25 protein-coding genes are annotated in these 26,779 nt (G+C 67.9%); 17 read left to right on the forward strand and 8 right to left on the reverse strand.

Annotation, left to right across the window (positions count from 1 at the left end; all coding sequences use genetic code 11):
- Positions 1-12 precede the first annotated feature (12 nt).
- The 8 genes from ACFYRU_RS16010 to ACFYRU_RS16045 are packed head-to-tail and all read left to right on the forward strand — an operon-like array spanning position 13 to position 9,197.
- The gene (locus ACFYRU_RS16010; protein WP_387658728.1) at positions 13-990 is read left to right on the forward strand and encodes an ABC transporter permease; all 978 of its coding nucleotides are present in this window, start codon (positions 13-15) and stop codon (positions 988-990) included.
- Entirely contained in the window at positions 991-2,934 is a 1,944-nt protein-coding gene (locus ACFYRU_RS16015) for a dipeptide/oligopeptide/nickel ABC transporter permease/ATP-binding protein (protein ID WP_387658731.1), read from the forward strand.
- The gene (locus tag ACFYRU_RS16020; RefSeq protein ID WP_387658733.1) at positions 2,918-3,973 is read left to right on the forward strand and encodes an ABC transporter ATP-binding protein; all 1,056 of its coding nucleotides are present in this window, start codon (positions 2,918-2,920) and stop codon (positions 3,971-3,973) included. Before ACFYRU_RS16015 ends, ACFYRU_RS16020 begins: the two co-directional genes overlap by 17 nt.
- Positions 3,973-5,637, forward strand: a complete 1,665-nt coding sequence (locus tag ACFYRU_RS16025) for an ABC transporter substrate-binding protein (RefSeq protein ID WP_387658735.1) — start codon at positions 3,973-3,975, stop codon at positions 5,635-5,637. Before ACFYRU_RS16020 ends, ACFYRU_RS16025 begins: the two co-directional genes overlap by 1 nt.
- Positions 5,634-6,314, forward strand: a complete 681-nt coding sequence (locus ACFYRU_RS16030; protein WP_387658737.1) for a ThuA domain-containing protein — start codon at positions 5,634-5,636, stop codon at positions 6,312-6,314. The genes ACFYRU_RS16025 and ACFYRU_RS16030 overlap by 4 nt, the downstream gene beginning before the upstream one ends.
- Complete coding sequence (locus ACFYRU_RS16035) at positions 6,311-7,333, forward strand: Gfo/Idh/MocA family protein (RefSeq protein WP_387658740.1); 1,023 nt, start codon at positions 6,311-6,313, stop codon at positions 7,331-7,333. Before ACFYRU_RS16030 ends, ACFYRU_RS16035 begins: the two co-directional genes overlap by 4 nt.
- Positions 7,330-8,448 (forward strand): Gfo/Idh/MocA family protein, encoded by a 1,119-nt coding sequence (locus ACFYRU_RS16040; protein WP_387658743.1) that lies wholly within the window; start codon positions 7,330-7,332, stop codon positions 8,446-8,448. The genes ACFYRU_RS16035 and ACFYRU_RS16040 overlap by 4 nt, the downstream gene beginning before the upstream one ends.
- Positions 8,445-9,197, forward strand: coding sequence for a sugar phosphate isomerase/epimerase family protein (locus tag ACFYRU_RS16045; RefSeq protein WP_387658746.1), 753 nt, complete (start codon positions 8,445-8,447; stop codon positions 9,195-9,197). Before ACFYRU_RS16040 ends, ACFYRU_RS16045 begins: the two co-directional genes overlap by 4 nt.
- A gap of 10 nt (positions 9,198-9,207) precedes the next feature.
- On the opposite strand, the gene ACFYRU_RS16050 is transcribed toward ACFYRU_RS16045, so the two are convergent.
- On the reverse strand, positions 9,208-9,531 hold the full coding sequence (locus ACFYRU_RS16050; RefSeq protein ID WP_387658748.1) for a hypothetical protein: 324 nt from the start codon (positions 9,529-9,531) through the stop codon (positions 9,208-9,210).
- Positions 9,532-9,591: 60 nt separating this feature from the next.
- Here ACFYRU_RS16050 and ACFYRU_RS16055 point away from each other — a divergent pair, with 60 nt between their 5' ends.
- On the forward strand, positions 9,592-10,053 hold the full coding sequence (locus ACFYRU_RS16055; RefSeq protein WP_387658751.1) for a MarR family winged helix-turn-helix transcriptional regulator: 462 nt from the start codon (positions 9,592-9,594) through the stop codon (positions 10,051-10,053).
- 15 nt (positions 10,054-10,068) lie between these two features.
- Here ACFYRU_RS16055 and ACFYRU_RS16060 read toward each other — a convergent pair whose 3' ends face one another.
- Complete coding sequence (locus ACFYRU_RS16060) at positions 10,069-11,406, reverse strand: MFS transporter (protein ID WP_387658754.1); 1,338 nt, start codon at positions 11,404-11,406, stop codon at positions 10,069-10,071.
- A gap of 69 nt (positions 11,407-11,475) precedes the next feature.
- Here ACFYRU_RS16060 and ACFYRU_RS16065 point away from each other — a divergent pair, with 69 nt between their 5' ends.
- The gene (locus ACFYRU_RS16065) at positions 11,476-11,970 is read left to right on the forward strand and encodes a MarR family winged helix-turn-helix transcriptional regulator (RefSeq protein ID WP_387658757.1); all 495 of its coding nucleotides are present in this window, start codon (positions 11,476-11,478) and stop codon (positions 11,968-11,970) included.
- A gap of 9 nt (positions 11,971-11,979) precedes the next feature.
- Here ACFYRU_RS16065 and ACFYRU_RS16070 read toward each other — a convergent pair whose 3' ends face one another.
- The gene (locus ACFYRU_RS16070) at positions 11,980-12,654 is read right to left on the reverse strand and encodes a class I SAM-dependent methyltransferase (protein WP_387658760.1); all 675 of its coding nucleotides are present in this window, start codon (positions 12,652-12,654) and stop codon (positions 11,980-11,982) included.
- A 4-nt stretch (positions 12,655-12,658) separates the two neighbouring features.
- Entirely contained in the window at positions 12,659-13,591 is a 933-nt protein-coding gene (locus tag ACFYRU_RS16075) for an aldo/keto reductase family oxidoreductase (RefSeq protein WP_387658763.1), read from the reverse strand.
- 229 nt (positions 13,592-13,820) lie between these two features.
- Here ACFYRU_RS16075 and ACFYRU_RS16080 point away from each other — a divergent pair, with 229 nt between their 5' ends.
- A complete protein-coding gene (locus ACFYRU_RS16080) occupies positions 13,821-14,759 on the forward strand; it encodes an SGNH/GDSL hydrolase family protein (RefSeq protein WP_387658766.1) in 939 nt (312 codons plus the stop codon).
- A 52-nt stretch (positions 14,760-14,811) separates the two neighbouring features.
- Here the strand turns inward: ACFYRU_RS16080 and ACFYRU_RS16085 are convergent, their stop codons facing one another.
- Both ACFYRU_RS16085 and ACFYRU_RS16090 read right to left on the reverse strand, forming a co-directional pair.
- Positions 14,812-16,536, reverse strand: a complete 1,725-nt coding sequence (locus ACFYRU_RS16085; RefSeq protein WP_387658769.1) for a hypothetical protein — start codon at positions 16,534-16,536, stop codon at positions 14,812-14,814.
- Between the two features lie 149 nt (positions 16,537-16,685).
- Positions 16,686-17,594, reverse strand: coding sequence for a helix-turn-helix domain-containing protein (locus ACFYRU_RS16090; RefSeq protein WP_387658770.1), 909 nt, complete (start codon positions 17,592-17,594; stop codon positions 16,686-16,688).
- A gap of 135 nt (positions 17,595-17,729) precedes the next feature.
- On the opposite strand from ACFYRU_RS16090, the gene ACFYRU_RS16095 reads away from it, so the two are divergent.
- From ACFYRU_RS16095 to ACFYRU_RS16120, 6 genes are all read left to right on the forward strand, one after another.
- Complete coding sequence (locus ACFYRU_RS16095) at positions 17,730-18,863, forward strand: glycoside hydrolase family 99-like domain-containing protein (protein WP_387658773.1); 1,134 nt, start codon at positions 17,730-17,732, stop codon at positions 18,861-18,863.
- Entirely contained in the window at positions 18,863-20,656 is a 1,794-nt protein-coding gene (locus ACFYRU_RS16100) for a DUF2264 domain-containing protein (RefSeq protein ID WP_387658775.1), read from the forward strand. Before ACFYRU_RS16095 ends, ACFYRU_RS16100 begins: the two co-directional genes overlap by 1 nt.
- A gap of 109 nt (positions 20,657-20,765) precedes the next feature.
- Positions 20,766-21,737, forward strand: a complete 972-nt coding sequence (locus ACFYRU_RS16105; protein ID WP_387658778.1) for an ABC transporter permease — start codon at positions 20,766-20,768, stop codon at positions 21,735-21,737.
- Positions 21,734-22,627, forward strand: coding sequence for a carbohydrate ABC transporter permease (locus ACFYRU_RS16110; protein WP_387658781.1), 894 nt, complete (start codon positions 21,734-21,736; stop codon positions 22,625-22,627). The genes ACFYRU_RS16105 and ACFYRU_RS16110 overlap by 4 nt, the downstream gene beginning before the upstream one ends.
- A 22-nt stretch (positions 22,628-22,649) precedes the next feature.
- The gene (locus ACFYRU_RS16115) at positions 22,650-24,281 is read left to right on the forward strand and encodes a hypothetical protein (RefSeq protein ID WP_387658784.1); all 1,632 of its coding nucleotides are present in this window, start codon (positions 22,650-22,652) and stop codon (positions 24,279-24,281) included.
- 15 nt (positions 24,282-24,296) lie between these two features.
- Positions 24,297-25,619, forward strand: coding sequence for a TIGR01777 family oxidoreductase (locus ACFYRU_RS16120; RefSeq protein ID WP_387658787.1), 1,323 nt, complete (start codon positions 24,297-24,299; stop codon positions 25,617-25,619).
- 6 nt (positions 25,620-25,625) lie between these two features.
- On the opposite strand, the gene ACFYRU_RS16125 is transcribed toward ACFYRU_RS16120, so the two are convergent.
- Both ACFYRU_RS16125 and ACFYRU_RS16130 read right to left on the reverse strand, forming a co-directional pair.
- Positions 25,626-26,348, reverse strand: coding sequence for an HD domain-containing protein (locus tag ACFYRU_RS16125; RefSeq protein WP_387658789.1), 723 nt, complete (start codon positions 26,346-26,348; stop codon positions 25,626-25,628).
- Positions 26,345-26,701 (reverse strand): DUF4345 domain-containing protein, encoded by a 357-nt coding sequence (locus ACFYRU_RS16130; protein WP_387658791.1) that lies wholly within the window; start codon positions 26,699-26,701, stop codon positions 26,345-26,347. The genes ACFYRU_RS16125 and ACFYRU_RS16130 overlap by 4 nt, the downstream gene beginning before the upstream one ends.
- Between the last annotated feature and the right edge of the window lie 78 nt (positions 26,702-26,779).

A 26,779-nucleotide genomic window follows, 5' to 3' on the forward strand; every position in this document is an offset into this window, starting at 1 on the left:
AGGGAGGACCGAATGCGGTACCTTGCTCGGCGCTTCGCCTTCTACCTCGTCACCGCCTGGGCGGCGCTCACGCTGAACTTCCTGATCCCCCGGTTGATGCCGGGGAATCCCGCGCAGGCGCTGCTGTCGCGGTTCCGGGGCCGGCTGGACCCGCGGGCGACCGAGGCGCTGACCGCGATGTTCGGGCTGAACGACCAGTCGATGTGGTCGCAGTACCGGACCTATCTGGCGGACCTGGGCAAGGGTGACTTCGGACTGTCGTTCACCTTCTTCCCGACGCCGGTCTCGACGGTGATCATGGACAGCCTGTGGTGGACGATCGTCCTGGTCGGGATCTCGACCGTGGTCAGTTTCGTGGTCGGGACGCTGCTCGGGATCGTGGCCGGCTGGCGGCGCGGCTCGCGCTGGGACCACCTGCTGCCGATCACGACGTTCTTCTCGTCGATCCCGTACTTCTGGTTCGGGCTGATCGTGTTGTTCGTGCTCAGCGGCCAGCTCCGGCTGTTCCCGCTGTCCGGCGGGTACTCGTCCTGGCTGTCGGTGGACTTCTCCTGGGCGTTCCTGTCCAGCGCGTTCAAGCACGCGATCCTGCCCGGGCTGACGATCGTGATCGCTTCGGTGGCCGGCTGGCTGATCCCGATGCGGAACATGATGGTGACGACGATGTCGGACGACTACGTCGTACTGGCCGAGGCGAAAGGCCTGTCACCGCGCCGGGTGATGCTGAACTACGCGGCCCGGAACGCGATCCTGCCGTCGGTCGCGACGTTCACGATGTCGCTCGGGTTCGTCGTCGGCGGCGCGGTGCTGACCGAGATCGTCTTCGGCTACCCGGGGATCGGCAACAACCTGTACCAGGCCGTGATCAACGAGGACTTCCCGTTGATGCAGGGCATCTTCCTGATCATCACCTTCGTCGTGCTGCTGGCGAACTTCCTCGCCGATCTGGTCTACGTCTGGCTGGATCCGCGGACCCGGGTGGAGGCGTAGATGACTGCTCAAGCCCTGACCGACGCGGTGCCGGAGCCGGCCGCGCAGCCCAGTCCGCAGGCCGCCGCCCGTTCCCGGTTCGCCGGGTTGCGCTCGGCGAAGACCATGACCGGGCTGATCATGTTCGGTGTCTTCGTGGTGGCCGGCGCGGTCGGCCCGCTGCTCTGGCGCAAGGACCCGTCGGCGCTGTCGAACGACGTACTCCAACCGCCGTCCGGCGCGCACTGGTTCGGGACCACCCAGACCGGGCAGGACATCCTCGCCCAGGTGCTGGTCGGGACCCGGGTCTCGTTGCTCGTCGGCGTGACCGCGGCGGTCCTGGCGACGGCGCTGTCGCTGCTCGTCGGGTTGACCGCCGGCTACCTCGGCGGCCTCACCGACGAGCTGTTCTCCGCGCTGGCGAACGTGTTCCTGGTGATCCCGGCGCTGCCGCTCGTCGTGGTGCTGGCGGGCTACCTGCCGACCCGTGGCTCGTTGACGGTCGCGGTGGTGATCAGCCTGACCGGTTGGTCCTGGGGCGCCCGGATCCTGCGGGCGCAGACGTTGTCGATCCGGCGGCGTGACTTCGTCGAGGCGGCCCGGGCCACCGGCGAGCGGCCGATCCGGATCATCCTGTTCGAGATCCTGCCGAACGAGCTGGCGATCGTGGCCTCGAGCTTCCTGTTCACGATCGTGTTCGCGATCCTGACCCAGGCCGGCCTGGCGTTCCTCGGGTTGTCCGACGTCACCACCTGGTCGTGGGGCGGGATCCTGTACTGGGCGCAGAACAACCAGGCACTGCAGTCCGGCGCCTGGTGGTGGTTCGTGCCGCCGGGTTTGTGCATCGCGCTGATCGGGATGGCGCTCGCGCTGATCAACTTCGGCATCGACGAGTTCGTGAATCCCCGGCTCCGGGTCCAGAAGCGAAAGCGGGTCGCGCCGCTCGCCGCGGCGGCGCCCGAGATCCAGCGACGCGACGGTGTGGTGCTGGAGGTCTCCGGTCTCCAGGTGCATTACGGCGACGTACGTGCCGTGGACGGGGTGGACCTGGTCCTGCGTCGCGGCGAGGTACTCGGTGTCGCGGGGGAGTCGGGGTCGGGCAAGTCGACGCTGGCGTACGCGATCACCCGGCTGCTGCGTTCGCCCGGGGAGGTCGTCGCCGGAACGATCCGGTACTGGCCGCGGGACGGCGCGGAGCCGGTCGACGTACTGCGGATGTCGCCGGACGAGCTGCGCGCGTTCCGCTGGGCAGAGCTGGCCATCGTGTTCCAGAGCGCGCTGAACTCCTTGAACCCGGTGCTGACGCTGCGGGTGCAGATGGCCGACGCGCTGACCGCGCACCGTCCCGGGACGACCAGCGCGCAACGGGAGGCCCGGGTACGCGAGGTGATGACGATGGTCGGTCTGCCGGCCGACCGCGCCGATGCCTATCCGCACGAACTGTCCGGCGGTATGCGGCAGCGCGCGCTGATCGCGATGGCGCTGGTGCTGGAGCCGGACATCCTGGTGCTGGACGAGCCGACCACTGCGCTGGACGTCGTCGTCCAGCGGCAGATCCTGAACCAGATCATGAACCTGCGCGAGCAACTCGGGTTCGCGGTCGTGTTCATCACCCACGACCTGTCGCTGCTGATCGAGGTGGCCGACCGGATCTCGATCATGTACGCCGGTCGCGTCGTCGAGACCGCGTCCGCGGCGGAGCTCTACCGGGCGCCCCAGCATCCGTACAGCGACGGACTCTTGCACTCGTTCCCGCATCTGACCGGCCCGCGTCGCGTCCTGACCGGGATCCCCGGCGCCCCGCCCGACCTGCGGCTGCGATCCCCGGGCTGCCCGTTCCAGCCGCGCTGCGCCAAGGCGATGACGGCGTGTACGACGACCATTCCGTTGCTGTCAGCAACGAAGCCCGAACATCTCGTCGCGTGTCTGCTGCACCAAGGGAGTAGCGATGCGGAACAACACTGACAACACTGACAACACTGACGTTCCCGTCCTCGAAGCGCAGGGCCTGGTCAAGCACTTCCCGGTGCACCGGATCCGGCAGCGGCTCCGCGGCCGTGGCGAGGTCGTGCACGCCGTCGACGACGTCTCGCTGACGCTGCGGTCCGGCGAGGTCACCGCACTCGTGGGCGAGTCGGGGTCCGGCAAGTCCACGGTCGCCCGGCTGCTCGCCGGCCTGTACCCGGTCACCGGCGGCACGATCGCGGTCGGAGGTGTGACCGTACGGGCGACACGGGGCCGGCTGTTCCGGGAGCACGTCCGCCGTGTGCAGTTGGTGTTCCAGGACCCGTTCGGCTCGCTGAACCCGATCCACACGATCGCGTACCACCTGCGCCGGCCGCTGAAGGTGCACGGCCTGGCCAAGACCCGCGCCGAGGCCCGGGCGGCGACGGTCGAGTTGCTCGAACAGGTCAACCTCACCCCGCCGGAGCAGTTCCTGGCGAAGTACCCGCACGAGCTGTCCGGCGGTCAGTTGCAACGGATCGCGATCGCCCGCGCGCTCGCGGCCAGGCCGCGGGTACTGCTCGCCGACGAACCGGTGTCGATGCTCGACGTGTCGATCCGGCTCGGCATCCTCAACCTGCTCGCCGGGCTGGTCAAGTCGCTCGGCCTGGCGATGCTGTACATCACCCACGACATCGCCTCGGCCCGGTACTTCGCGACGACGACGCTCGTCATGTACGCCGGCCGGGTGATCGAGGGCGGCCCGTCGGAAGAGCTCGTCCGGCGTCCCGCGCATCCGTACACGCAGTTACTGCTCGCGTCCGCCCCCGACCCCGATCGCGCCGGCCGCGATCCGGACCTGGTCGACGCCGGCGAGCCGCCGAGCCTGGTCGACCCGCCCGCGGGTTGCCGGTTCCACCCGCGATGTCCGCACGCGATGGACATCTGCCGCACCGAGGCGCCCGGCACAACCGAGCTGCGTCCCGGCCATTGGACGAGGTGCTGGCTGTACAGCACAGGCGCCGAGACCACTTCAGCAGCCAGCAAGGAGTACCTGTGATGAAGATCCGACGTACCAGAACAATCGCCTGTCTTGCCGTCGCGGCGGCTCTCGCGCTGGGCGCCGCCGCGTGCACCGAGGAAGCGCCCGCGGCCAAGGCCGGTTCGCTGCCGACCCTCGAGATCACCGGCACCGGTGGCGGTCCGGCCGCCAACTTCAACCCGTTCCTGCCGACCAGCGCGCTGAACGCGTACAGCGCGGTGAACATGATCTACGAGCCGCTGGTGCAGTTCAACATCCTCAAGGAGGGCAGCACCTATCCCTGGCTGGCGACGGCCTGGAGGTGGTCCGACGGCGACAAGACGCTGACCTTCAAGCTCCGCGACGGCGTCAAGTGGTCCGACGGCCAGGCGTTCACCAGCGCCGACGTGGTCTTCACGTTCGAGCTGATCAAGAAGTACGCCGCTCTCAACGTCAACGGTGTGCAGTTCCAGTCGGTCACCGCCCCGGACGACAAGACCGTGGTGATGACCTTCGCGACACCGGCGTACACGCAGCTGTACGCGATCGCCGGGCTGACACCGATCGTCTCCAAGCACGAGTGGGAGAAGGTGCCGGATCCGACCAAGTTCCTGGATCCGAATCCGGTCGGCACCGGGCCGTTCGTCTACAAGTCGTACAACCCGCAGCTGCTGGTGCTGACCAAGAACGACAAGTTCTGGCAGCCGGGCAAGCCCGAGGTCCAGCAGCTGAACTACCACGGCCTGAGTTTCGAGACGGCCGGCATCCAGTTGCTGTCCGGCGAACTCGACTGGGCCGACTACTTCTACACGACCGGCAGCAACAAGGAGTTCGTGAACAAGAACAAGGACAACCACTTCTGGTACCCGCCGACCGGCGTCGTCTCGCTGGTGCCGAACAACACCGTCTGGCCGTTGAGCGAGCTGCCGGTACGGCAGGCGATCAGCGCCGCGCTCGACCGGCAACAGATCTGCGACCTAGGCCAGTACACCTTCAACCCGCCGGTGAAGACGCCGACCGGTCTGTTGCTGCCGAACTACGACTCGGCGCTCGATCCGAAGTACAAGGACCTGCGGATCGTCGAGGACAAGGCGAAGGCGAAGCAGCTGCTCGAGGGCGCGGGCTTCACGCTGAACAAGTCCGGCATCTACGAGAAGAACGGGAAGCCGATCTCGCTCACGCTCACCGTGCCGTCGGGCTACAAGGACTGGATGAACAGCTCCGGCATCATCGCCCAGCAGCTCAAGACGGTCGGCATCTCGGTCACCGTCAAGGGTGTCTCGGGTGACGACTGGTCGCAGCGGGTTGCCCAGGGCCACTACGACCTCACCCTCGGATCGTCCAACACCGGTGCGTCGCCGTTCGTGGCGTACCAGGGGTGGCTCGACAACAGTCAGTCCGGCCCGGTCGGGTCGAACGCGACGACCAACGTCGAGCGGTTCAACGACCCGGCCACGCAGAAGCTGCTGACCGACTACGAATCGGCGGGCACGGACGACGCACGGCTCACGGCGTTGCACGGCCTGCAGGGCGTCATGGTGGACAAGACGCCGATCATTCCGCTGGTCTACAGCGTCGACTGGGCGATGTACCGGTCGGCGAAGGTGACCGGGTGGCCGACCGCGGAGGATCCGTACGCCCCGGCCGCGCCGTACACCCCGGGTGCGGAGATCGTCGTCCTGCGACTGAAGCCGGCCGCATGAGAGTCCTCGTCTGGAACGAGAACGTCCACGAGTCCAAGGGCGAGGGCGTCTATCCGGAGGGCATCCACGAGGTGGTTGCCGACGGCATCAGGACCGGGCTGGGTCCGGATGCCGTCGTCCGGACCGCCACGCTGGACCAACCCGAACAGGGTCTGCCGGCCGAGCTGGTCCGGCAGACCGACGTCCTGGTCTGGTGGTCGCACATCGCGAACGACCAGGTCTGCGACGAGGTCGTCGACCGGGTGATCGCGCGGGTGGAGGCCGGAATGGGACTCGTCCTGCTCCACTCCGGGCTGTACTCGCGCGTCAGCCTCGAGCTGCTCGGCACGAGCTGCGCGCTCGACCACTGGGAGCCGAACAACGAGCAGCGGGTCTACACGGTCAAGGCCGGGCACCCGATCGCGGCGGGAGTGCCGTCGCCGATCGTCGTCCCCGCGGACGAGCTGTACGCCGAGCCGTGCGACTTGCCGGAACCGGATGAGCTCGTGTTCATCAGCTCCTACAGTGGTGGGGCAGTGTTCCGCAGCGGCTGTTGTTTTCGTCGCGGCAACGGGCGGATCTTCTACTTCAGTCCGGGAGATCAGCAGTACCCGGTGTACCGGCAGCCCGAAGTACGCAAGGTGATCGCGAACGCGGTCGGCTGGGCCGCACCTCGAAACGATGCGGAGGACGGATGACCGAACTACGGGTCGCCCTGGTGGGCATGGACCACTGGTATTCGGCTCTCCCGATCGCAGAAGGCGCACACGCGCGGGACCGGTTCAGCCTGGCCGGCGTCTGGGACAGCGATCCGGCCCGCGCCGCCTACGTGTCGGAGCGGTATGGCGGCCAGGTCGAGGCAGACTGGCGCACCCTGGTGGAGGATCCCCGGATCGACGCGGTGCTCAGCTTCGTCAGCCCGGACCTGAACCCCGAGGTCTGCGTCGCGGCCGCGAAAGCAGGCAAGCACATCATCGCCAACAAACCGATGGCCCTGCGACTGGAGGACGCGTCGCGCGTGGTCGAGGCCGTCCGGGCAGCGGGGGTCACGTTCTTGCCGGCCGAGTCCCGCCAACGACTCGGGCCCGGTCCGCAACAGCTCCGGCAATGGCTGAACGACGGACGCATCGGGCGGCTGATCAGCGCCTCGATGACGACCTGGGCCGGGTTGCCCCGGCAGTGGCCGGACGATCCGTCGCCCGGCTGGTTCGCCGATCCGGCCCGGACGGTCGGCGGCGGGTGGGTCGATCACTCCATCTACCAGCTCGATCTGCTGCGCTGGCTGCTCGGCGAAGAGGTCGTCGCGATCAGTGGGCAGACGGCGAAGCACCTGCGTCCGGACCTCGAGGTCGAGGACTACGGGGTGGCGACGGCGACCTTCTCCGGGGGAGCGGTGGCAACGCTGGAGGACACCTGGACCGCGCCGGACGGCGGGTTCCAAGCCAGCTACACGATCGTCGGCAGCACCGGCGCCGTACGACTGGACGGCGTCCAGGGCAGGTTGCTGATGATCGACGGCAACGGGCCGGTGGAGCTCGATCCGCCTGGAAAGCACGACCAGGCGGCCGACCTCGATCACTGGGCCGCCGTCATCGCCGGCGAATCGGTGCCGGTGGCAACGGTCGAGGACGCCTGGCACAACCTGGCCGCCTGCCTCGCCTTCTACGAATCGGTCGACGCGGGCCGGACGTTGAGCCCACAGGAGGGACCCGCATGAGCCCGTTGCGGATCGGCGTACTCGGTGCGGGCATGATTGCCACCGGGGCCGGTGGGGTGCTGCCGAACCTGGACCCGATCCGGGACAAGGCCGAGGTGGTCGCGATCGCCGACGTGGTCCCCGGTCTGGCAGCCGCTGTCGCCGAGCGGTTCGGGATCCCGTACGCCTTCACCAGCCTGGACGCGATGCTGTCCGGGGCCGAGTTGGACGCCGTCGTCAACCTCACGCCGATCCCTGTGCACGGCGAGACCTGCGCCCGGATCCTCGCGGCGGGCAAGCACCTGGCGACGGAGAAGCCGCTGGCGACCACCATGGCCGACGCCGACCGGATCTGCGCGCTCGCGGCCGAACGCGAGCTGACGGTCGTCTGCGCGCCGTTCAACATGCTCTATCCGGACCGGGCCGAGGCGCGCCGGCTGATCCAGGACGGTGCCATCGGCAAGGTCGCGTTCGCGCGGGTCCGGTCGTCCCACGGCGGTCCGGCCTCCGGAGCGTGGCCGGCCGATCCGACCTGGTTCTACCAGAAGGGTTCCGGCCCGCTGTTCGACATGGGCGTGTACGGAATCCACGAGATCACCGGGATCCTCGGCCCGGCCCGGCGGGTGACCGCGTTCGCCGGGATCACCGAGCCGACCCGGACGGTCCGTGGCGGGCCGTTCCAGGGCAAGACGATCGACGTCACCGCGGACGACAACGTCCTGATGCTGCTCGACTTCGGCGGATCCACGTTCGCCGTCGTGGACGGGACGTTCAACGTGAACGCCGCGCGCGGGCCGAAGCTGGAGATCTACGGCCGGGAGGGAACGCTGAACCTGAGCGGCCGGCCCTTCGGTGGCGACGGGCCGCCGCTGGAGATCTTCCGGCTGGACGCGATCGGCGGGCTGCGCGGCTGGACCGCGCCCGAACTGCCCGACGGCGACGCGCCGATGCGGCGGCTGATCGACCTGCACCGCGCGGTCCTGGTCGATCACCTCGCCGACTGCGTCGCCACCGGCACCCGGCCGCTGCTGAATCCCGACCACGCCCGGCACGTTCTCGAGATCATGCTCAAGGCCGACGAAGCGGCACGGACCGGCCAGGCGCAGGACCTCACGACGACCTTCTCACTGTCGTGAAGCGCCCGATCGCAGTACAGCTGTGGTCGGTTTTCGCGCTGGCCCAACAGGACTTCCCAGGGGTACTGCGGCAACTCAGCGAGATCGGGTACGCCGGCGTGGAGGCGTTCGGGTTGCACGGGATGGCACCTGCCGCCGTACGACGATTGCTCGACGACCTCGGACTCGAGCTGTGCAGTTCGCATGCGCCCTTCCCGGCCGGACCCGAGGCGCGGCGAATCCTGGACGAGCAGAGCGAACTGGGAGCTCCGGTGCTCGCGTGGAGTCTGGAGGCGGAGGAGTTCGCCACCGAGGACAGCATCGCGCGCGGGGTTCAGCGGGTGAACGAGGGCGCAGCGAACGCGGCGGCATACGGTCTGCGGATCGCGTACCACAACCACTGGTCGGAGTTCTCCCGCTTGCCGGACGGACGACGTGCGTACGACGTCCTGCTCGACCGGCTCGCCCCGGAGGTGCTGCTGGAGGTCGACGTGTACTGGGCCGCGCTGGCGGGGGTGGATCCGGCGGAGGTGGTCCGTGACCTCGGTGACCGGGTCCGGTTCCTGCATGTCAAGGACGGCCCCGCCACGGCACCGGAGGACGCGATGGTGGCCGTCGGCCAAGGCAGCCTGGACATCCCGGCGATCCTCGCGGCGAACCCCGCGGTGGCCTGGCACATCGTCGAGCTCGACCGCGCCGAGACCGATCTCATGACCGCCCTTTGTGACAGCTACGACTTCCTGTCGTCCCTCAACCCTGCAGAGCGGTGACGGCGGTCGGTCAGAAGATGTAGAAGCCGGTGACCGCGGTGGGGAGGATGCCGAGGAGGAGCCACGGGGAGAGAGCGCTGCGGCGGTGGATGGCGAGGATGCCTGCGGCGGTGAGGACGCCGATCACGCCGGACATGAACCACAGGCCGACGCCGCGGCCGAAGTCGCCGGACGCGACGCCGATGCTGTAGACGGCCAGCGTGACGGCGGGCACCGTACCGACGTGGAACAGGACGGCGGAGACGACCCAGCGCTGAACGGTCTCGATGTTCATCGGCCGAGGGGTGCGCCGCCGTCGTACCTTCCGCGGTTCGGCGTTCTGCGCCTGGTCCATCGTCTCTCCAATAGTTAGTGTACTAATCGTTAGTCTACACACGGTTGGTACGCTGATCGGATGGCAGCGACGAAGATCACGCCGGCGGACAACCCGTTGGCGCTCGAGCACCAGGTCTGTTTCGCATTGGCGGTGGCCGCGCGGACGGTGATCGCGCTGTACCGTCCGGTGCTGGAGCCGATGGGCCTGACGCATCCGCAGTACCTGGTGATGCTGGCGTTGTGGGAGTACGAGCCGGTGTCGGTGAAGGACCTGTCCCGGATGCTCCAGCTCGAACCGGCGACCCTCTCACCGCTGCTGAAGCGCCTCGAGGCCGCGGGCCTGGTGAGCCGCGGCCGCTCGGCGACCGACGAGCGTTCGCTGGCCGTCGTCCTGACCGAGGAAGGCCGCGCACTCCGCAACCAGGCGCTGAAGGTGCCACCCGCGATCGTCGACAGCCTCGGCATGGACGTCAACGAACTAATGGACCTGCACACCCGCCTGACCAGAGTCATCGCGGCGGCCACGGACGGCCGCGACTGAGGGTCGGTGAAGGGGTCAACGACTGATCACTCGGCCGGTCAGTGCTACCGCGGTCAGGCCCAGGGCCATCGATGCGGTTGCGGCGAAGGGGAGGCTTGCGTTGCCGGCGGCGTAGGTGGTGCCGGTGAGGGCGACGCCGAGTGCCGTGCCGACCTGGCGGCCCGCGTTGAGGATACCGCTGGCGAGGTTCTGTGTGTCCTGGGGTGCGGTGGCCATCACGGTGCTGACCTGCGGTGCGACGACCAGTCCGACTCCTGTTCCGATCAGCGCGAGTCCGGTTTCGAGGCCGGCCAGGGAGCTGCTCAGCGGTGTCGCCAGCAGGAGGCATCCGATGCTGAGGATCACGGCTCCGACGAGCATCAGCCGCGCGGGTCCGATTCTGATGCTGAGCGGTGCGCTGATCGCCGGCAGGGCGAAGATCGGCAACGCCGAAGGCAGGAACGCCAGTCCGGTGTCGAAGGCACTGAAATGGTGGGCCTGTTGCAGGTCGAGGGTGATCGCGAACACAAGGCCGTAGTAGGCGGCGAAAAGCATTGTCCCGCAAAGGATTCCGGAGCTGAAGCGGGGTGCTCGAAGTACCTGTACCGGGATCGGTGGGTTGCTCGACCGCTGCGTTGCGACGAAGACGGCCAATCCCAGCGCACCGATTGCTGCCGCGGACACCGTGAAGCTGGGGCGACCGCTTCGTGCCTCGATCAGCACGGCGATCACCGCGGCGCAGGTGACCACGAGAGAGCCTTGCCCGACAGGCGTCAGAGGCGTCGACCGCCGCTGGTCGCGAGGGAGTCGACGGCGAGCGAGCAGGAGCGTGCCCGCGGCGAGCGGCACGTTGATCCAGAACACCGCGCGCCACCCCAGCGCGTTGACGAGAAGTCCGCCGAGGACGGGCCCGAAGGCCTGCGGGCTTCCTGCGGCGGTGACGAAGATCGCTGTGGCTCGAGCCCGCGATGCCTGGTCGGGAAAGGCCTGCGAGATCATCGCAACGGCCGCAGGCGCGAGCAATGCCGCACCGATGCCCTGCGCAGCGCGAGCCGTGATCAGCGCGCCGACGGTCGGGGCCAGCGCGCAACCGACCGAGGCAGCCGTAAAGGCGATCATCCCGCCGACGAAGGTCCGGGCCGATCCCAGCCGATCTCCGAGCGCCCCGGCGCTGACGAGGAGCGCCGCGAAGACCAGTACGTACGCATCCACGACCCACTGCAGCGAACTCGATCCCGCGTGCAAGCTCGAACCGACCGACGGCAGCGCGACGTTGACCGCAGTCGTGTCCACCACCACGACGGCGTACCCCAAGGAGACCGCAGCCAGCACCGTGCGGGCCGACTGTTCGGAGCGGCAACTCGACGCCTGCATACCGGGACACTATCATTGGGTACCCAAGTATTGGAATCCCCTTCATAGGGGTTCGGTAGGATGGCGGTCATGGAACGCAGTCATCACGTCGAGCCGGGGCCGGCCGGTCCCGGGAGCAGCGCGGAGTCGCTGGTCCCACCCGAACTGCACGACCGTCTGGACTACCTGCTGTGCAAGCTCGCCGACGTCACCAAGAAGCGCGCGGATGACAGCTTCCTGGCCGCGACCGGGATCCGCGGTGCGCACCACGCCGTGTTGCGGGTCCTCAAGACCCAAGGCGGCATCTCACAACGCAACCTCGCGCAAGCGTTGTTCGTGGACCAGAGCACGATCGTCGATCTGATCGACCAGCTCCAGCGGCAGGGACTCGTCGAACGGGACCGGGACCCCGCCGACCGGCGTGCCTATCTGCTGCGACTGACCACCAACGGCACCCGGACCCTGCGAAAGGCGGATCGGACTGCTGTGTCGATCCAGGGCGAGACGTTCGGTGGGCTCGACGATGCGCAGCAGGCAGCGCTGCGCGAGGCCATCACCTCACTGCTCAGCCGCAAGCCCTCCTGACGGGCCTCGTTATCCGGGGTTCGTCCAGGCAATGGTGTGGCGGAAGCCGAGCTGGTGCCGCATCTTCGCACCTGGCATGACGGTGTCGACGAGAGTGCGCAGTTCGTCGAACGTCTGGGTCGGGTCCCGGACAGGGAACGGCGCGGGTTGCTTGCCTGACGGGCTCGGCCAGGGGTGTTTCACGTAGCCGATGATCGGGTTGGTCACGGCGGACGCGACGTCCCAGGCGTGGTCGCGGAGGTTCCGCGGGACCGCGAGGCCGACGGCCAGGAACTTGCCGTTCGGCGCGAGCAGCCGGCGTACGTCACGCAAGGCGTTCGCGACGTCGAGGTGGTGCAGTACCGCGATCATCGTCACGAGGTCGAACGGGCCTGGGCTGTCGGTCCAGTCGCCCTCACGAACGGCAACGTTGTCGTGGCCACTGCAACGTCGCGTCGCCTCGGCGCGCATGGCCGCGTCCGCGTCAGCTCCGTGCACGCCGGCGAAGTGTGGTGCGAGGGCTGCCAGGAGTTCACCGCGTCCGCAGCCGACGTCGAGTGCGGAGCGACGTCGCTCGGGCAGGTTCGCCAGGATCCAGCTGTGGAAGTGATCGTTGTGGCTCCACGGGTGCCGCGCATTCAGCCTCTCCAACCTCGCGGCCACGCTCCCGTTCGCAAACGACTGCGCCCATCGTCGAAAAGCCATCAGGTCAGGGAAGCCGGTGGCCGGCGGCGCGGAAGAGGTCGTACCACTCGGCGCGGGTGAGGGGGAGGTCGGAGCCTTGGGCCGCGCCGGTGACGCGGGCCGGGGTGGTGGTGCCGAGGACCACCTGCGGTTGGGCGGGGTGGCGAGTGATCCACGCGGTGGCGATCGCGATCGGGGGTACGTCGTACTGCTCCGCGAGGCGGTCGATGACGGCGTTCAGCTCCGGGTAGTCGGGGGAGCCGAGGAACGGGCCGGTGAAGAAGCCGGCCTGGAACGGGGACCACGCCTGGACGGTGATCTGGTGGATCCGGCAGTAGTCGAGGACGCCGCCGCCGTCGATCACCGTGGACTGGTCGACGCCGGCCATGTTCGCGGCAACGCCCTGGGCGACGATCGGCGCGTGCGTGAGGGACAGCTGTAGCTGGTTGACGACGAGCGGCTGCTGTACGGCGGTCTTCAGCAGCTCGATCTGCAGCGGCGTGTGGTTCGACACCCCGAACGCGCGGACCTTGCCGGCCGCCGACAGGTCGTCGAAGGCGCGCGCGACCTCGGCGGGTTCGACGAGCGCGTCGGGGCGATGGATCAGGAAGATGTCGAGGTAGTCGGTACGCAGCGCCCGCAGCGAGTCCTCCACCGAGCCGACGAGGTGCTCGTACGACGAGTCGTACCCGGCAGCCGGATCGATGCCCGCCTTGGTCTGCAGGGTGAGCTCGGCACGCTCCGACGACGTCAACCGGAGCGCGTCCGCGAACCGCTCCTCGGCACCGTGCAACGCAGCGCCGTACACAGCGGCGTGGTCGAAGAAGTCGATGCCGGCATCCCGCGCCGTCCGCACCAGCGTACGAATCTCGTCGTCCGTCTTGTCCCCGATCCGCATCACCCCGAGCGCAACGTTCGGTACGGACAGGCCGGTGCCACCGAGAGGCACAGTCTTCATCGCGAATCCTTACGGTTCTGGTGCCGATGACGACCCGAGCCTACGCGGTCGGAAATAATGTCCGGTGATTGGGCAATGGTGTCCAAGGACTGGGGTGATTGCGGTAGCTACGGTCCGTGGAATGGGATCTCTTTCTATGCAGGGGAAAGTCGGTCGGCGCCTGGTTCTCAAAGGCGCGTTGATCGTGGCCGGCGTGCCGGGGCTGGCTTGTGCCAGGGGTTTGGTTCCGATGAGCGATCGGAGCGTCCGGTATCACGGCCGTTGGCAGGAGCAGGCGAACGGCGACGTTCATGGCTACTTCCAAAGTGGGCTCGAGTTCGAGTTCACCGGGACTTCGGTTTCGCTGACGCTGGATGGCACTTGCCGGCTGCTCTATCGGGTCGACGGTGGCGTGGTGCAGCGGAACCTGACGGCGAACGGTACGTTGGCGCTCGCGACCGGTCTGCCCAGGGGACCGCATTCGGTGCAGGTCTATTCGGAGTACCAGCAGTCGTTCCCGAAGCTGCGGTACTTCGAGATCGATCGCGGTGCGAGTGCGAAACCCGGGATCAAGCGTCCGACGATGGAGTTCGTCGGAGACTCGATCTCGGTCGGGTACATCGGGCCGGGGCTGGTGAATTCGCTCGGCAGTTCGTTCACGTACAAGACTCCCGAATTGCTGGGGTTCTCGCACAACACCGTGGCGTTCGGCGGAATCGCGGCCGCCGCCGGCTCCGGTGCGCCGGATTCGTCCGGAATGGTGAGCCGTTACACCAAGCTGTCGGAGTACGTCCCTGGTGAATCGGCCGTTCCCACCTGGGACACGGCGAGGTACGTGCCCGACTACGTCGTGATCAATCTCGGGACGAACGATCCTTCCACCGGTACGAAGGCGCCGAACTTCAAGCCCGCCTACCTCAAATTCCTGGAGAACCTGCGAACGTACTACCCCGATGCGGTGATCTTCGCGATGACGCCGCTGAACACCGCGCATCGGACCGAGATCGCGGAAACGGTCAGTACCAGGACCGCGGCCGGCGACGCGAACGTGGTCTGTATCGACACCAGCGGGTGGATCGACACCGCGACCGAGACGACCGACGGCACGCATCCGACCATCGCCGCACACGAGAAGGTCGCCGCGAAGTTGGCGAATTGGATTCAGAACTACGTGGACGCGAGGAGCTGAGCACTCCCAGCAGTGCGAGCCAGGTCCAGCCTGGCTCGCACCCGCTCCCACTTCAGTCGGACGTGTGCGGTCCGCGGCCCTTGCGTTTGGCGGCGCTGTTCCGGGAGACTCCGGCGATGGCATCCAGGCGGAGCGGCCGGCCGGAGTCACGGAGCTCGTACAGGGTCGGGCAGATCCAGCCGCCTTCGTCGAACTCGTTCCAGGCGTAGATGAGCACGGCGTTGGCCGCCGCGTTCGCGGAGTGGGCGCCGTTCCACTGGACGGCTGCGCCGAGGTGGTTCGCGATCTCGGTGGGTGTCGCCTGCTGGACCCAGTTGTTCTTGAGGGACGCGTAGTCGGCGATCCACGACACCGGATAGTCGTACCTCGGCCGGTTGTCCCACCCGGTGGAGACCGTGGGTACGACCTGGCCGCCCGCGGTTGCGTAGTCGGTCCACAGGCCGGCCTCGGCGCTCGCGAGACTGGCGTACGTCGCGCCGTTCGTTCCGCCGGTCGCGTACCGGCTGACGGCGTCGGCTCCGACCGACGTCTTCAGGTCCGCTGCGCTCTGGGCGGTCCAGGCCATGACGACGATGTACGGGTCCGCCACTCCGAGCTCGGCCGCTTTGGCGCGTGTCGAAGCGACGTTGGTAGCGGTCGCGCCCGAGAGGAAGTAGAGCAGCGGACGATCGCCAAGCACCTTCTGGTAGTTCGACTCGGCGAAGTGTGGTGCCAAGGCGGCGAGATTCGCGTCGAACGCACCGGTGAAGTTGCCGTCCAGCAGTGCGCACCAGTTGACGTCGTTCTTGTGGGCACTCGACAGGTAGAAGTTCCTGGCCCGCGACAGCGGATCCTGCGGGTAGTAGACGAACGCCCAGTAGTCGATGCCGGCCGCGGCCGCGTACTGGATCTCCTGGTCCATGATCGCCTGGGTGGCGCCGTTGGAGTTCACCGACTCGGTCACCGCGACGCTGACGTTGTCGACGTACAGGTCCGAGGTCAGTGTCTCGTTGGTGCGCAACGTGAGGTTGTCGAAGGTCGCCCCGGACACGAGCAGCGCGGCGTGGCTGATCCGTCGTACGCCGTCGACGTACACGTCCACCCAGGGCGATTCCTGTGGCGGGGTCGGATCGGCGATCACCTTGATCGAGTACCAGGTGTTGTCGGCGACATCCTGCAATACCTTCCAGCTGCCGTCAGGGGCACGCATCACCAGGTGCTTGCCATTGGCATCGGTCGTGGTCGCGATGTCGACGGCCGCGGTCGAGCCGTCGACGAGCAGTGCGCGGGCCCACGTACCGGCGACCGTTTCCTTCCAGTCCCATTCGACCGTCACGGCGTGACTCTGCGAGGCGAACGTGTGCACCATCGAGGCCGGCGAGGTAGTGGAACCATCATGCAGGTGGACGATCTTGCCGGTACGGTCCGTCGCGGCCTCCACGGACACGGACGTACCGGTCGGCGCCGACACTGTCCACCCCGACGGTCCCGCGCCGGTCGTGTCCGAGTCGAAGCTCTGGTCGACGAGCAGACGATTGGGCACCGTGATCTGCGCGTAGTAGGGCAAGCGGAACTGGTACTCCTGTGGCGAAAGCGTGCGGTTCACAGTGCTACCGGTGTGCCAGTCCGCACCTACCCAAGCATCCCAACGGATCGCGCCGACCGCCGTCCGGGTGGCACTCACCCGAGGTCCGGCCGCGGCGGCCGTGCCGCCCGGCAGACCCACGACGGCACCACCACCAGCTACGACCGCGGCCGCCTTCAAGACATCACGTCGACGTAACCCATCAAGAGACATGACTCAACCCTTCAGTTGCCGGAGACGTGGAAGCTCTGGACCCAGCGGAACGGCCCAGCGACTTGGTGTCCGTGCATCATGGCGCGCAGCCGCCGTCAGCGCCTTCGCTCGGGTTGAGGGAATCTAGGACGAAGTTGTTGCGCGGAACGTCAGCCGACGACGCCGAAGCGGGCTCCGCTGATCGGCAGGGCGGCATCGGCCTCGGGGGAGGCGTGGTAGCGCGCCTCGCCGGTGCGGGCACGGTTGCGGTAGGCCGACGGGCTGAGACCGTACGCGTTCTTGAAGCGGCGCGCGAAGTACCCGGCGTCCTCCCAGCCGACGCGGGCTCCGATCTGGGCGACCGGGTCATCGGTCTGGACCAGGAGTCTCGCGGCCGCCTGCTCCCGGAGCCGGTTGAGGTACGCGATCGGTGGTGCGCCGAGCTCGCGCTGGAACAGCCGGACGAGGTGGGTGCGTTCGGTCGCTGTCGCAGTCGCCAGCTGTGACAGTGTCCAGGGCCGGCCCGGATCGTCCTCCATCAACTGGGCGGCGCGGGACACCGCCGGATGCAGCGACGCGGTCGAGCGGCGGTGGATCGCCTGCTCGGGGGTCCAGGAGCGGTTCAGGATGTCGAGGTAGATCAGCAGGTGGCCGACCAGTTCGATCCGGGACCTGCGGGCAGGCGTCGTGTCGCTCATGCTGTGCAGCTCGGCGATCGCCAGGCTCACGTCGTACTGGCCGAGCTGGATGCGCTGGGGCAACGACAGGCTCGACTTGTGCACGGACTGCATCAGCGGCAGCTCGGCATCGAGGAACGACAGCGTGCCGTAGACGAGCTCCGGAGCCACGAAGCTGTCGAACAGGACGATGTCGTCGCACTGCGCGTAGCCGTGCCACTGGTTCGGCGGGACCACGACGACGCTGCCGGGACCGATGGGATGGTCGCCGTCGGCCGCGATGTGCAGCCCGGAGCCTTGGGTGACAAGGGCGATCTCGAAGAAGTCGTGGTCGTGGGCCGCGACGTCGGCCGGCAGCCGATGGCGTTTCGCCCACACCGGCAGGCCGTCCGGATTGAACACGGCCGCTCTCTCGTAGCGGGGCTTGCTCCGGCTGCTGGCCACTTTTGTCCTACTTTCGCTCAATCCACGCGAAGGTGCGACGGCTTCGCCGTCAATAACATCACAGCACAGTAGATCCCACGAGGAGTGAACCCTGTGCCTGAACGCGACGTCACGATCGCGGCGTACTACTTCCCCAACTACCACGTCGATCCGCGCAACGAGCAGTGGCACGGCAAGGACTGGACCGAATGGGAGCTGGTGAAGCGCGCCGAGTCCCGGTTCGACGGGCATCTGCAGCCGCGGATCCCGCTCGACGGCTACCTGGACGAGGCCGATCCGGACGTGATGGCGGCCAAGATCGCGCTGGCGACCAGCCACGGGGTCGGCGCGTTCCTGTTCGACTGGTACTGGTACGGCGGCCGGCCGTACCTGGAGCGTCCGCTCGAGTCGGCGTTCATGCCGAACGCGCTCGCGGGCGACCTGAAGTTCGCCGTGATGTGGGCCAACCACCACTGGAGCAACATCCATCCGTGGAAGTCGGCCACCCCGCCGACGCACCTGGAGTCGGGTACGGTCGACGCGGAGCAGTTCGAAGCAGCCACCGACTACATCGTCGAGCGGTACTTCGGACATCCGGCGTACCTGCGCATCGACGGTGCCCCGTACCTCTCGATCTACGAGCTGGCGACCCTCGTGGAGGGGCTCGGCGGCATCGACGCGGCCAGGTCCGCGCTGGACGGCCTGCGGAAACGGGCCGCGCGCGCCGGGTACCCCGACCTGCACCTGAACGCCGTGATCCGGGAGCGGCAGGTGCTCCCCGACGACGGCATCACCCTCGACGGCCCGGCGCTGATCAGCCGGCTCGGCTTCGACAGCGTCACGTCGTACGTCTGGGTGCACCACCACCCGATGCCGACCCTGCTCACGCCGTACGCCGACATGCTCGAGCAGGCCGTGGACGGCTGGAAACGGTACGCCGCCGAGTACGACCAGCCGTACTACCCGAACATCACCGTCGGCTGGGACTCCTCGCCGCGCACCGTCCAGTCGGACAAGTTCAACCCGGCGTTCGGGTACCCGCACACCAACATCATCGCCGACGCCACCCCGGCGCATTTCGGCCGCGCGCTCGAGCAGGTCCGCGGTTTCGTTGCGCAGAGCAACGTTCCGCTGGTCACGATCAACGCCTGGAACGAGTGGACCGAGGGCAGCTACCTGGAACCGGACACGCTGCACCGGCACGGTCATCTCGAGCAGATCCGGCGTGTGTTCGGAGCGAAGAGCTGATGGCGTACACCCGGCAGCACCTGATCGACCTGGCGGACGAGTCGCTGCTGGCCCTGCGGCCGTGGGCGACGCCAGGTCACGCGCGGTTCGACCTGCCGGGGCCGGCGAGTCAGTCGGGTCCGAGCTCCGACGGACTCGAGGCGTTCGCCCGGTCGTTCCTGGCGGTCGGCTTCCGGCTGTCGACAGCGGAGTCCGATCCGCACGACCATGCCGGTTGGTACGCCCGAGGTCTGATCGCGGGTACCGATCCGGACTCGGCCGAACGGTGGCCGTCCCTGGCGGACACGGCGCAGGCGCGCGTCGAGGCGGCAGCGATCTCGATCGCACTGCACGAGACCCGCCGGTGGATCTGGGACCGGCTGTCGTCCGTTGCTCAGGAGCGGATCGTCGACTGGCTGGCCGGGTCCATCGGCGCGTGGTATCCCGAGAGCAACTGGCAGTGGTTCCACAACGTCACCCAGGCGTTCCTGCGTTCGGTAGGCGGTCCGCACGACCAGGCGAGGGTCGACGAGTTCCTCGAGTACCTCGACAGCTGCTACCTGGGTGAAGGCTGGTACAGCGACGGTCGGCCGGACGGCCGCGGCGGGAACGTCGACTGGTACGCCGGCTTCGTGATGCAGCTGTTCTCGTTGTGGTACTGCCGCATCGCCGCCGGCGAACCGGGAGTCGCGGAGCGTCAGACCCGGTACGCCGAGCGGCTCAAGGCCTATGTAGCGGATGCGGTGGAGCTGTTCGGCGCAGATGGTGCACCGCTCTACCAGGGCAGGTCGTTGGTGTACCGGCACGCGGTGGTCGGCGCGCTGTGGACCGGCGCGGTCTTCGACGCGAATCCGCTCCCACCCGGGCGGCTCCGCCGTACGTGCCTCGGGGCGATCGAGTACTTCGTCGAGCGTGGAGCGTACGACAAGAACGGCCTGCTCAGTCTCGGCTGGCTCGACCGCTTCGAGCCGATGCGGCAGCCGTACTCCGGTCCGGGCAGTCCGTACTGGGCCAGTCTCGGTCTGGCCGGGTTGTTGCTGCCCGAGACGCATCCGGTGTGGACGGAGCCCGCGCCCGACGACGCCTGCGACCAGGTGCGGGCGATCCGCCCGATCGGCTGGCTGGTTTCGCGTACGGCCTCCGACGGCATCGTCCGGGTGATCAACCACGGCGTCGATCACAGTACGGCGACGCCGGGCGCCGAAAGCCCGCTCTACAACAGATTCGCGTACTCCACCGTGACGGCCCCGGTGCCGTTGCCGGACGGCTCGGCGGGAGAGTCGGTGGACAACCAGGTCGCCGTGGTCGACCGTACCGGACGCTGGTCGCAGCGGCCGACGATCGAGCTCGTTGCCGTCGGCGACAACCGCGCCGAGAGTCTCCACATCGCACGATTCGCCAAGCCGGACGGGGACTTCGACGACGGACCGGTTCTGGAGTGCGTGTCGGTAGTGCGCGGATCGGTCGAAGTTCGCGCGACCCGGATCGAGTCCGTCGGTGCGGTAGTGGCGTTGGTGATGTCGGGTTACGCCGTCCCACGCAAGCCGGCGGCGGGAGCTCGGCTTGAGCTGGTCAGTGCGGTGCAGCCGATCACACCCGGTGCGGTGACCGGCAGTTCGGTGCATGCACTCGAGACTCCGTTCGGAGCCGATCTCGAAGTTCCCTGGTGCCGCTTCGACAACCCCGGAGCGGGCCGGTGGTACGTGGTCGCGTCGAGCCTGGGAACCGCCATCCCGGACTGGCCGGTCGCGGAGGTGTCCGGATCCGGCCGCCCGGCTGTCGTCTGGCCGGACGGAGCCGTCGACTGCCTCTGATCGGCGTGCCAATCCTGTCCTAGTTTCGCTCAATCCAGCCGGTGGTGCCCTCTCGGCCACGGTCAATAACATCCGGAAAACTGCGCCGACCGCCGGCGAGGAGGAGTTCATGGCAATGACCGTCAAGCAACGGTCCGCGGCCGCCCACAGGCCCGTGGTCGCGGCCGAGTCGGCACGACGGTTCCCGCGGCTGCGGCGGGACCGGGTGCTGGTGGCGCTCGGCGTACCCGGTGCGACGGCGCTGATCCTGTTCCAGTACGTTCCACTGCTCGGCAACGTCATCGCGTTCAAGGACTACCAGCCGTACCTGGGGATCAAGGACGCGCCGTTCGTCGGGCTGCAGAACTTCTCGTTCCTGTGGGACGGGAACCCCGCGTTCCTGAACGCGCTGGCCAACACGTTGATCCTGACCGTGGTCCAGGCCGTGTTCGTCTTCCCGATCCCGCTGGGGATCGCGCTGGTGCTGAACAGCCTGGCCGGGGAGCGGCTCAAGCGGCTGCTGCAGTCGATTCTCTACCTGCCGCACTTCCTGTCCTGGGTCATCGTGGTCGCGATCTTCCAGCAGATGCTCGGCAACGCGGGGATGCTGAACACGTTCCTGATCCAGAACGACCTGCCGATGTTCCACATCATCGGCGTACCCGACCTGTTCAAGGTGCTGTTGACCACGCAGGTCATCTGGAAGGACGCCGGCTGGGGGACGATCATCTTCCTCGCCGCGCTCGCCCAGGTGGACCAGGAGCAGTACGAGGCGTCCGCGGTGGACGGCGCGAACGGTTGGCAGCGGCTCTGGCACATCACCCTGCCCGCGCTGAAAGGGATCTTCGTCCTGCTGCTCATCCTGCGGCTCGGCGACAGCCTGTCGGTCGGCTTCGAGCAGATCATCCTGCAGCAGGGACCGGTCGGCGCCGACTCGAGTGAGGTGCTGGACACCTGGGTCTACAACAACGGCGTCATCGGCGGCGACTGGGGTATGTCCGCGGCTGCGGGACTGGTGAAGAGCGTTGTCGGCATCCTGCTCGTGATCGGTGCGAACAAGCTGGCCCATCTGTTCGGCGAACAGGGGGTCTACAAGAAATGAGTACCCGTCCGATCTGGATGGAGCGGCCGCATCCGCTGACCCAGTTCGTGAAATCGATCGCGCTCGGGATCGCCGTCCTGCTCGTCGTCGTCCCGTTCTGGTCGGTGATCGCGACGTCGCTCGCGAACCAGCAGACGATCGACAGCTCGGGTGGCGGCATGGTGCTGTGGCCGAGCGGCGCGTCGATCGAGGCCTACAAGGCGATCCTGTCCGGGGGAGTGGTCACGCGGGCGCTGACCATTTCGGTCGGCGTGACGGTCGTCGGTACGTTGCTCTCGTTGACGGCCACCGCCGGACTGGCCTACTGGCTGTCCCGGCGCGGGGCAGCCGGCGCGAAGCCGATGCTGATGGTGGTGCTCGGGGCCGTACTGTTCAGCCCCGGGCTCATCCCGAGCTATCTCGTGGTGAAGCAGCTGGGGCTGCTGGATTCCTGGTGGTCGTTGATCCTGCCGGTCGCGGTGAATGCCTTCAACGTGCTGGTGATGCGGGCGTTCTTCCAGCAGTTGCCGCAGGAGCTGTTCGAGTCGGCGGCGATCGACGGAGCCTCCAGCGCGACCACGCTCGTCAAGATCGTGCTGCCGCTGTCCAAAGCGGTGCTGGCCGTCATCGGCCTGTTCTACGCGGTCGGTTATTGGAACGCGTTCTTCAACGCCATGTTGTACATCCAGAGCACGGACAAATGGCCGATGTCTCTGGTACTGCGGACCTTCGTCGTGAACCAGACGACGATCGGCGGTGACCAGGTCGGCGCCGGAGCCGAGGCGATGCCGCCGCAGCTCCCGCTGCAGATGGCGATCCTGGTCGTCGCGCTGGTCCCCATCCTGGTCGTCTATCCCTTCCTGCAGAAGCACTTTGCCAAGGGAGTCATGGTCGGCGCCGTCAAAGGTTGAGTCGTTCAGTCAGGAGAAAGCAATGTCGTACAGAGCAATCGGGCGCCGGTCCTTCCTGGTGGGTGCCGGCGGTGGGGCAGCGGCCCTGCTGGGCATTTCCGGCTGCAGCACCGGGGGTGGCGGCAGTCAGGCGAACTCGGTCGAGTCGAACAGCAAGGTCCAGCTGCCGTCGTACGTTCCGTACGCCGGGATCACGCCTGATCTTCCGGCCACCGCCGAGGGGGTCGACCCGGCCTTCCGGCACTTCCCGAAGGACCGTCCGAAGTCCGTGCCGGACAAGCCGGGGAACGGCGAGACGGTCACGGGGATGACCAACATCTTCCTGCCGGTGCCGCCCGGTCCGGGCAGTAACAGCTACTGGGCGGGCCTGAACGACCGGCTCGGCGTCGACCTGAAGCTGCAGATGGTCGCGGCGGCGGACTACGAGCAGAAGTTCGCGACCACGATCGCCGGCAACGAGTTGCCCGATCTCTTGCAGATGCGGCCGGTGGCCAACCTGCCGGCCCTGCTGGACAAGCGGTTCACCCGCCTGGACGAGTACCTGGCCGGGGATGCGATCAAGAAGTACCCGAACCTCGCGAACATTCCCACCCGGACCTGGAAGTCGGCTGTGTACAACGGGGGCATCTACGGCGTACCGATCCCGCGTGGCGCAGTTCAGCTCTACAGCTTCATCCGTCTCGACCTGTTCGAGGCGGCCGGGGTGTCGCCGGAGCCGAAGAGCTTCGCCGAGCTCACCGAGACCGCGAAGGCGCTGACCGACCCGAAGGCGCGGCGCTGGGCGTTCGGAGCCTGGAACCAGGTGCGGGACTACCTGCAGATGATGAACAGCGCGCCGAACGGCTGGCGGGAGGAGGGTGGCAAGCTCACCCATCAGTACGAGACGCAGGAGTACAAGCAAGGCATCACGGATCTCGCAGCGCTGTGGGCCGCGGGGTTGATGCACCCGGACGCGTTCTCGGACCAGCTCCCGTTCAAGAACCTGTTCAACGCCGGGACGATCGCGATCAACGCGATCGACGGGTACCTGGGCTGGAACCAGTACATCCAGACCGGCGCCGCGAACCCGAAGTTCAAGCTGGGCGTGATGCCGGCCTACACCCGCGAGGGTGGTGAACTCGCTCCGTGGTGGCAGGGCAGCGGCAGTTATTCGATCACCGCGCTGAAGCAGCAGACCGACCCGAAGAAGATCGAGCTCAGCCTGCGGGTACTGAACTGGCTGGCCGCCCCCTTCGGCACCGACGAGTACGTCTACCGGGTGTTCGGCAAACAGGGTGTCGACCACACCGTCAACAGTGACGGAGACCCGACGCTCACACAGGCCGGCCAGACGAACACCGCGGTCCCGATTCGCTATCTGGCTGACGCGCCCGCGGTCGTGTACCAGCCCGGCAGGCCGCAGGATGCCGACGTCCAGCACGCCTACCAGACGAAGCTACTCGCGAAGGCCGCGGTCAACCCGACGGTCGGCCTGTTCTCCAACACCAACGCCACCAAGAACGCCACGATCGACAAGGCCTTCAACGACGGGATCAAGGACATCGTGCAGGGACGCAAGCCGATGACGACGCTCGACGACGTGGTGAAGTCGTGGCGCACGGGCGGCGGTGACGCGATGCGGAAGGAGTACGAGTCACAGTTGCAAAGCCGGTAGGTATTGTGAATGTCGATGGGACTGACCGGTAGTGCGATCGTGCAGGCGCCGCGGGACGAGGTGTTCGCGTGGTACGGGCGGCCGGGTGCGGTCGTTCGGCTGACGCCGCCCTGGATGCCGGTGCGGGTTGTCCAGGAGGCGGCTGATCTCGCGGACGGGACCGCTGTACTGGGGTTTCCGCTGGGGCTGCGGTGGGTCGCGCAGCACCGGGGCGCGGAGCCGCCGGAGCGGTTCGTCGACGTGCTCGAGTCGGCGCCGTTGAAGTGGGTCGTGCGGTGGCGGCATACGCACGAGTTCGAGGAGGTCACGCCGCAGACGACGCGGGTGATCGACCGGATCGACAGCAACGTGCCGGCGGTGCTGCTGCGGTCGATGGTCGCGTACCGGCACCGGCAGTTCGCGGACGACCTCGCGGCGCACCAGCGTGCGGTCGAGGGCGGGATGCGGCCGTTGACGGTGGCGATGACCGGGAGCCATGGCACCATCGGTACGGCGTTGAGCGCGCTGCTCACGACCAGCGGGCATCGGGTGATCCGGCTCGTACGGGGGCAGGCGAACGGGCCGGACGAGCGGGTCTGGGACGTCGACGCGCCGGCACCGACGCTGCTGGAGGGTGTGGACGCCGTCGTCCACCTGGCCGGTGCGTCGATCGCGGGCCGGTTCACGGCGGAGCATCGCAAGGCGATCAGGGACTCGCGGATCGGGCCGACCGCCGCACTCGCACGGCTCGCCGCGGAGAGTTCTCCCGAGGTGTTCGTCTCGGCCTCGGCAATCGGGTACTACGGTCCGGATCGCGGCGACGAGCTGCTGCCCGAGTCCGCCGGCCGCGGGGAGGGCTACCTCGCCGAACTGGTCGAGGACTGGGAGAACGCGACCCGTCCGGCCGTCGACGGTGGGCTCCGCGTGGTCAACGTTCGTACCGGACTCGTCCAGACACCGGCCGGAGGCGTACTGCGGCTCCAATACCCGTTGTTCGCGGCCGGGTTGGGTGGTCCGCTGGGATCCGGCCGTCAGTGGCAGGCGTGGATCGGCATCGACGACCTCGCCGACATCTATCACCGGGCCTTGTACGACGCCGACCTCAGCGGACCCGTCAACGCTGTCGCGCCCGAACCGGTGCGCAACGAGGAGTACACGAAAACGCTGGCCCGAGTACTGCACCGACCGGCCTTCCTGCGCGTACCCGCCTTCGCGCCGCGCGTCCTACTGGGACAGGAGGGCACCGACGAACTAGCCCTCGCCTCGCAACGCGTCGTACCCACGCGCCTCACCGACCTCGCCCACACCTTCCGCCACCCCGCCCTGGAACCCACCCTCCGCCACCTCCTCGGCCGCTAGCACGAGCTACCACGTCCCGCTGTGGAAGCGGTGGATCGCGCGTTCCATGCCCAGTCGCCACAGGACGCCCGCACGGGAGTTGCGGCGATGTGCGGCCTCCTCGCGCATTGCAGTGATGAAGTGGTCCGGGAAGCCGTCGCGGGGAGCTCGGGTGTGTACGTCGGCGACGGTGCTGCGGGCGAGTTCGGTGATGCGCAGGCCGACGACGTCGAGATGAGTGCCAGCATGGAGCAGATGGGCCTCGGGTCCCCACGGCAGCGGCACCTCGACGTTGAAGTGCGCCGCGATCGCATCCGCCACCGCGTCCGCGAACAGGTCGGTGCCGCCGGCATCGATCACCACCCTGTGCGCAACCCGCGATCCGTGGACGGCGAAGCATGCCGCCTCTGGACCCGGCCGGTCCGCCAGGCCGACGTCGTGCAGCAGCGCGGCGACGTACAGGCGCTCCTCGTCGTACTCGATCCGATCGACCTCGGCGAGCATGCAGCCCCACAACCAGGACCGAATACTGTGCTGCAGCAGCGGATCCGGCAGGGTCGAACGCGCGTACGCATCGATGCGCTGGGCAACCATCGACGACGGCGGCACCCGATCGGCAGCCAGTACGGCACCCGCACCACGCGGGTCGCGCCGCAGCTCCCGGCGGACGGCCTGCGCGGCGAACCGGACCTGATCCCACGCGCTCAACGCCCCACCCGTACGCGCGACCCACTCCGGCGAACCGATCACGCAGCGACCCACAACACGGCGGCGAGCACAACCTCGACGCCGAAGTAGAACCAGTTCGGGTAGAAGCCCCGCGGCCGCTCGGCCAGGCAACCGGCCAGCCGGCCGGCAGCCATCCCCGCCAGCGCGACCGCCACCGCGATCACCGCGCCCCGCCGGATACCGTCGTCGAACGCGGCCACCGTCAGCAACCCGGCGACTGCCACCCCGTAGCCGCCGTACACCGCCCGCACCTCACCGCGTGCGTTCGCCCCGTCCGCCACTTGCCCGAACGGCCGCACCAACGCCGCCGGCGCCACCAGCCCGTACAGCCCCATGCCGGCGAAGAATACCGCCACAACGACTATTGCAACCATTGCAACAGAGTAGGGCATCCCCTCCCGGCAACACCGGGTTCGGGGTGTGTAATCCTGGCAGCGACGATGTGTGGACGA

The organism is Kribbella sp. NPDC004536, from assembly GCF_042873835.1.
Lineage (GTDB): Bacteria > Actinomycetota > Actinomycetes > Propionibacteriales > Kribbellaceae > Kribbella.

Excerpts from the sequence above, each read along its gene's own strand:
- ACFYRU_RS16015 (WP_387658731.1), top strand. The coding sequence starts at position 991 with ATGACTGCTCAAGCCCTGACCGACGCGGTGCCGGAGCCGGCCGCGCAG.
- ACFYRU_RS16055 (WP_387658751.1), top strand. The coding sequence starts at position 9,592 with ATGGCAGCGACGAAGATCACGCCGGCGGACAACCCGTTGGCGCTCGAG.
- ACFYRU_RS16130 (WP_387658791.1), bottom strand. The coding sequence starts at position 26,701 with ATGGTTGCAATAGTCGTTGTGGCGGTATTCTTCGCCGGCATGGGGCTG.
- ACFYRU_RS16020 (WP_387658733.1), top strand. The coding sequence starts at position 2,918 with ATGCGGAACAACACTGACAACACTGACAACACTGACGTTCCCGTCCTC.
- ACFYRU_RS16075 (WP_387658763.1), bottom strand. The coding sequence starts at position 13,591 with ATGAAGACTGTGCCTCTCGGTGGCACCGGCCTGTCCGTACCGAACGTT.
- ACFYRU_RS16030 (WP_387658737.1), top strand. The coding sequence starts at position 5,634 with ATGAGAGTCCTCGTCTGGAACGAGAACGTCCACGAGTCCAAGGGCGAG.
- ACFYRU_RS16040 (WP_387658743.1), top strand. The coding sequence starts at position 7,330 with ATGAGCCCGTTGCGGATCGGCGTACTCGGTGCGGGCATGATTGCCACC.
- ACFYRU_RS16025 (WP_387658735.1), top strand. The coding sequence starts at position 3,973 with ATGAAGATCCGACGTACCAGAACAATCGCCTGTCTTGCCGTCGCGGCG.
- ACFYRU_RS16035 (WP_387658740.1), top strand. The coding sequence starts at position 6,311 with ATGACCGAACTACGGGTCGCCCTGGTGGGCATGGACCACTGGTATTCG.
- ACFYRU_RS16070 (WP_387658760.1), bottom strand. The coding sequence starts at position 12,654 with ATGGCTTTTCGACGATGGGCGCAGTCGTTTGCGAACGGGAGCGTGGCC.
- ACFYRU_RS16120 (WP_387658787.1), top strand. The coding sequence starts at position 24,297 with ATGGGACTGACCGGTAGTGCGATCGTGCAGGCGCCGCGGGACGAGGTG.
- ACFYRU_RS16060 (WP_387658754.1), bottom strand. The coding sequence starts at position 11,406 with ATGCAGGCGTCGAGTTGCCGCTCCGAACAGTCGGCCCGCACGGTGCTG.
- ACFYRU_RS16105 (WP_387658778.1), top strand. The coding sequence starts at position 20,766 with ATGGCAATGACCGTCAAGCAACGGTCCGCGGCCGCCCACAGGCCCGTG.
- ACFYRU_RS16100 (WP_387658775.1), top strand. The coding sequence starts at position 18,863 with ATGGCGTACACCCGGCAGCACCTGATCGACCTGGCGGACGAGTCGCTG.
- ACFYRU_RS16065 (WP_387658757.1), top strand. The coding sequence starts at position 11,476 with ATGGAACGCAGTCATCACGTCGAGCCGGGGCCGGCCGGTCCCGGGAGC.
- ACFYRU_RS16050 (WP_387658748.1), bottom strand. The coding sequence starts at position 9,531 with ATGGACCAGGCGCAGAACGCCGAACCGCGGAAGGTACGACGGCGGCGC.
- ACFYRU_RS16115 (WP_387658784.1), top strand. The coding sequence starts at position 22,650 with ATGTCGTACAGAGCAATCGGGCGCCGGTCCTTCCTGGTGGGTGCCGGC.
- ACFYRU_RS16085 (WP_387658769.1), bottom strand. The coding sequence starts at position 16,536 with ATGTCTCTTGATGGGTTACGTCGACGTGATGTCTTGAAGGCGGCCGCG.
- ACFYRU_RS16080 (WP_387658766.1), top strand. The coding sequence starts at position 13,821 with ATGAGCGATCGGAGCGTCCGGTATCACGGCCGTTGGCAGGAGCAGGCG.
- ACFYRU_RS16010 (WP_387658728.1), top strand. The coding sequence starts at position 13 with ATGCGGTACCTTGCTCGGCGCTTCGCCTTCTACCTCGTCACCGCCTGG.
- ACFYRU_RS16110 (WP_387658781.1), top strand. The coding sequence starts at position 21,734 with ATGAGTACCCGTCCGATCTGGATGGAGCGGCCGCATCCGCTGACCCAG.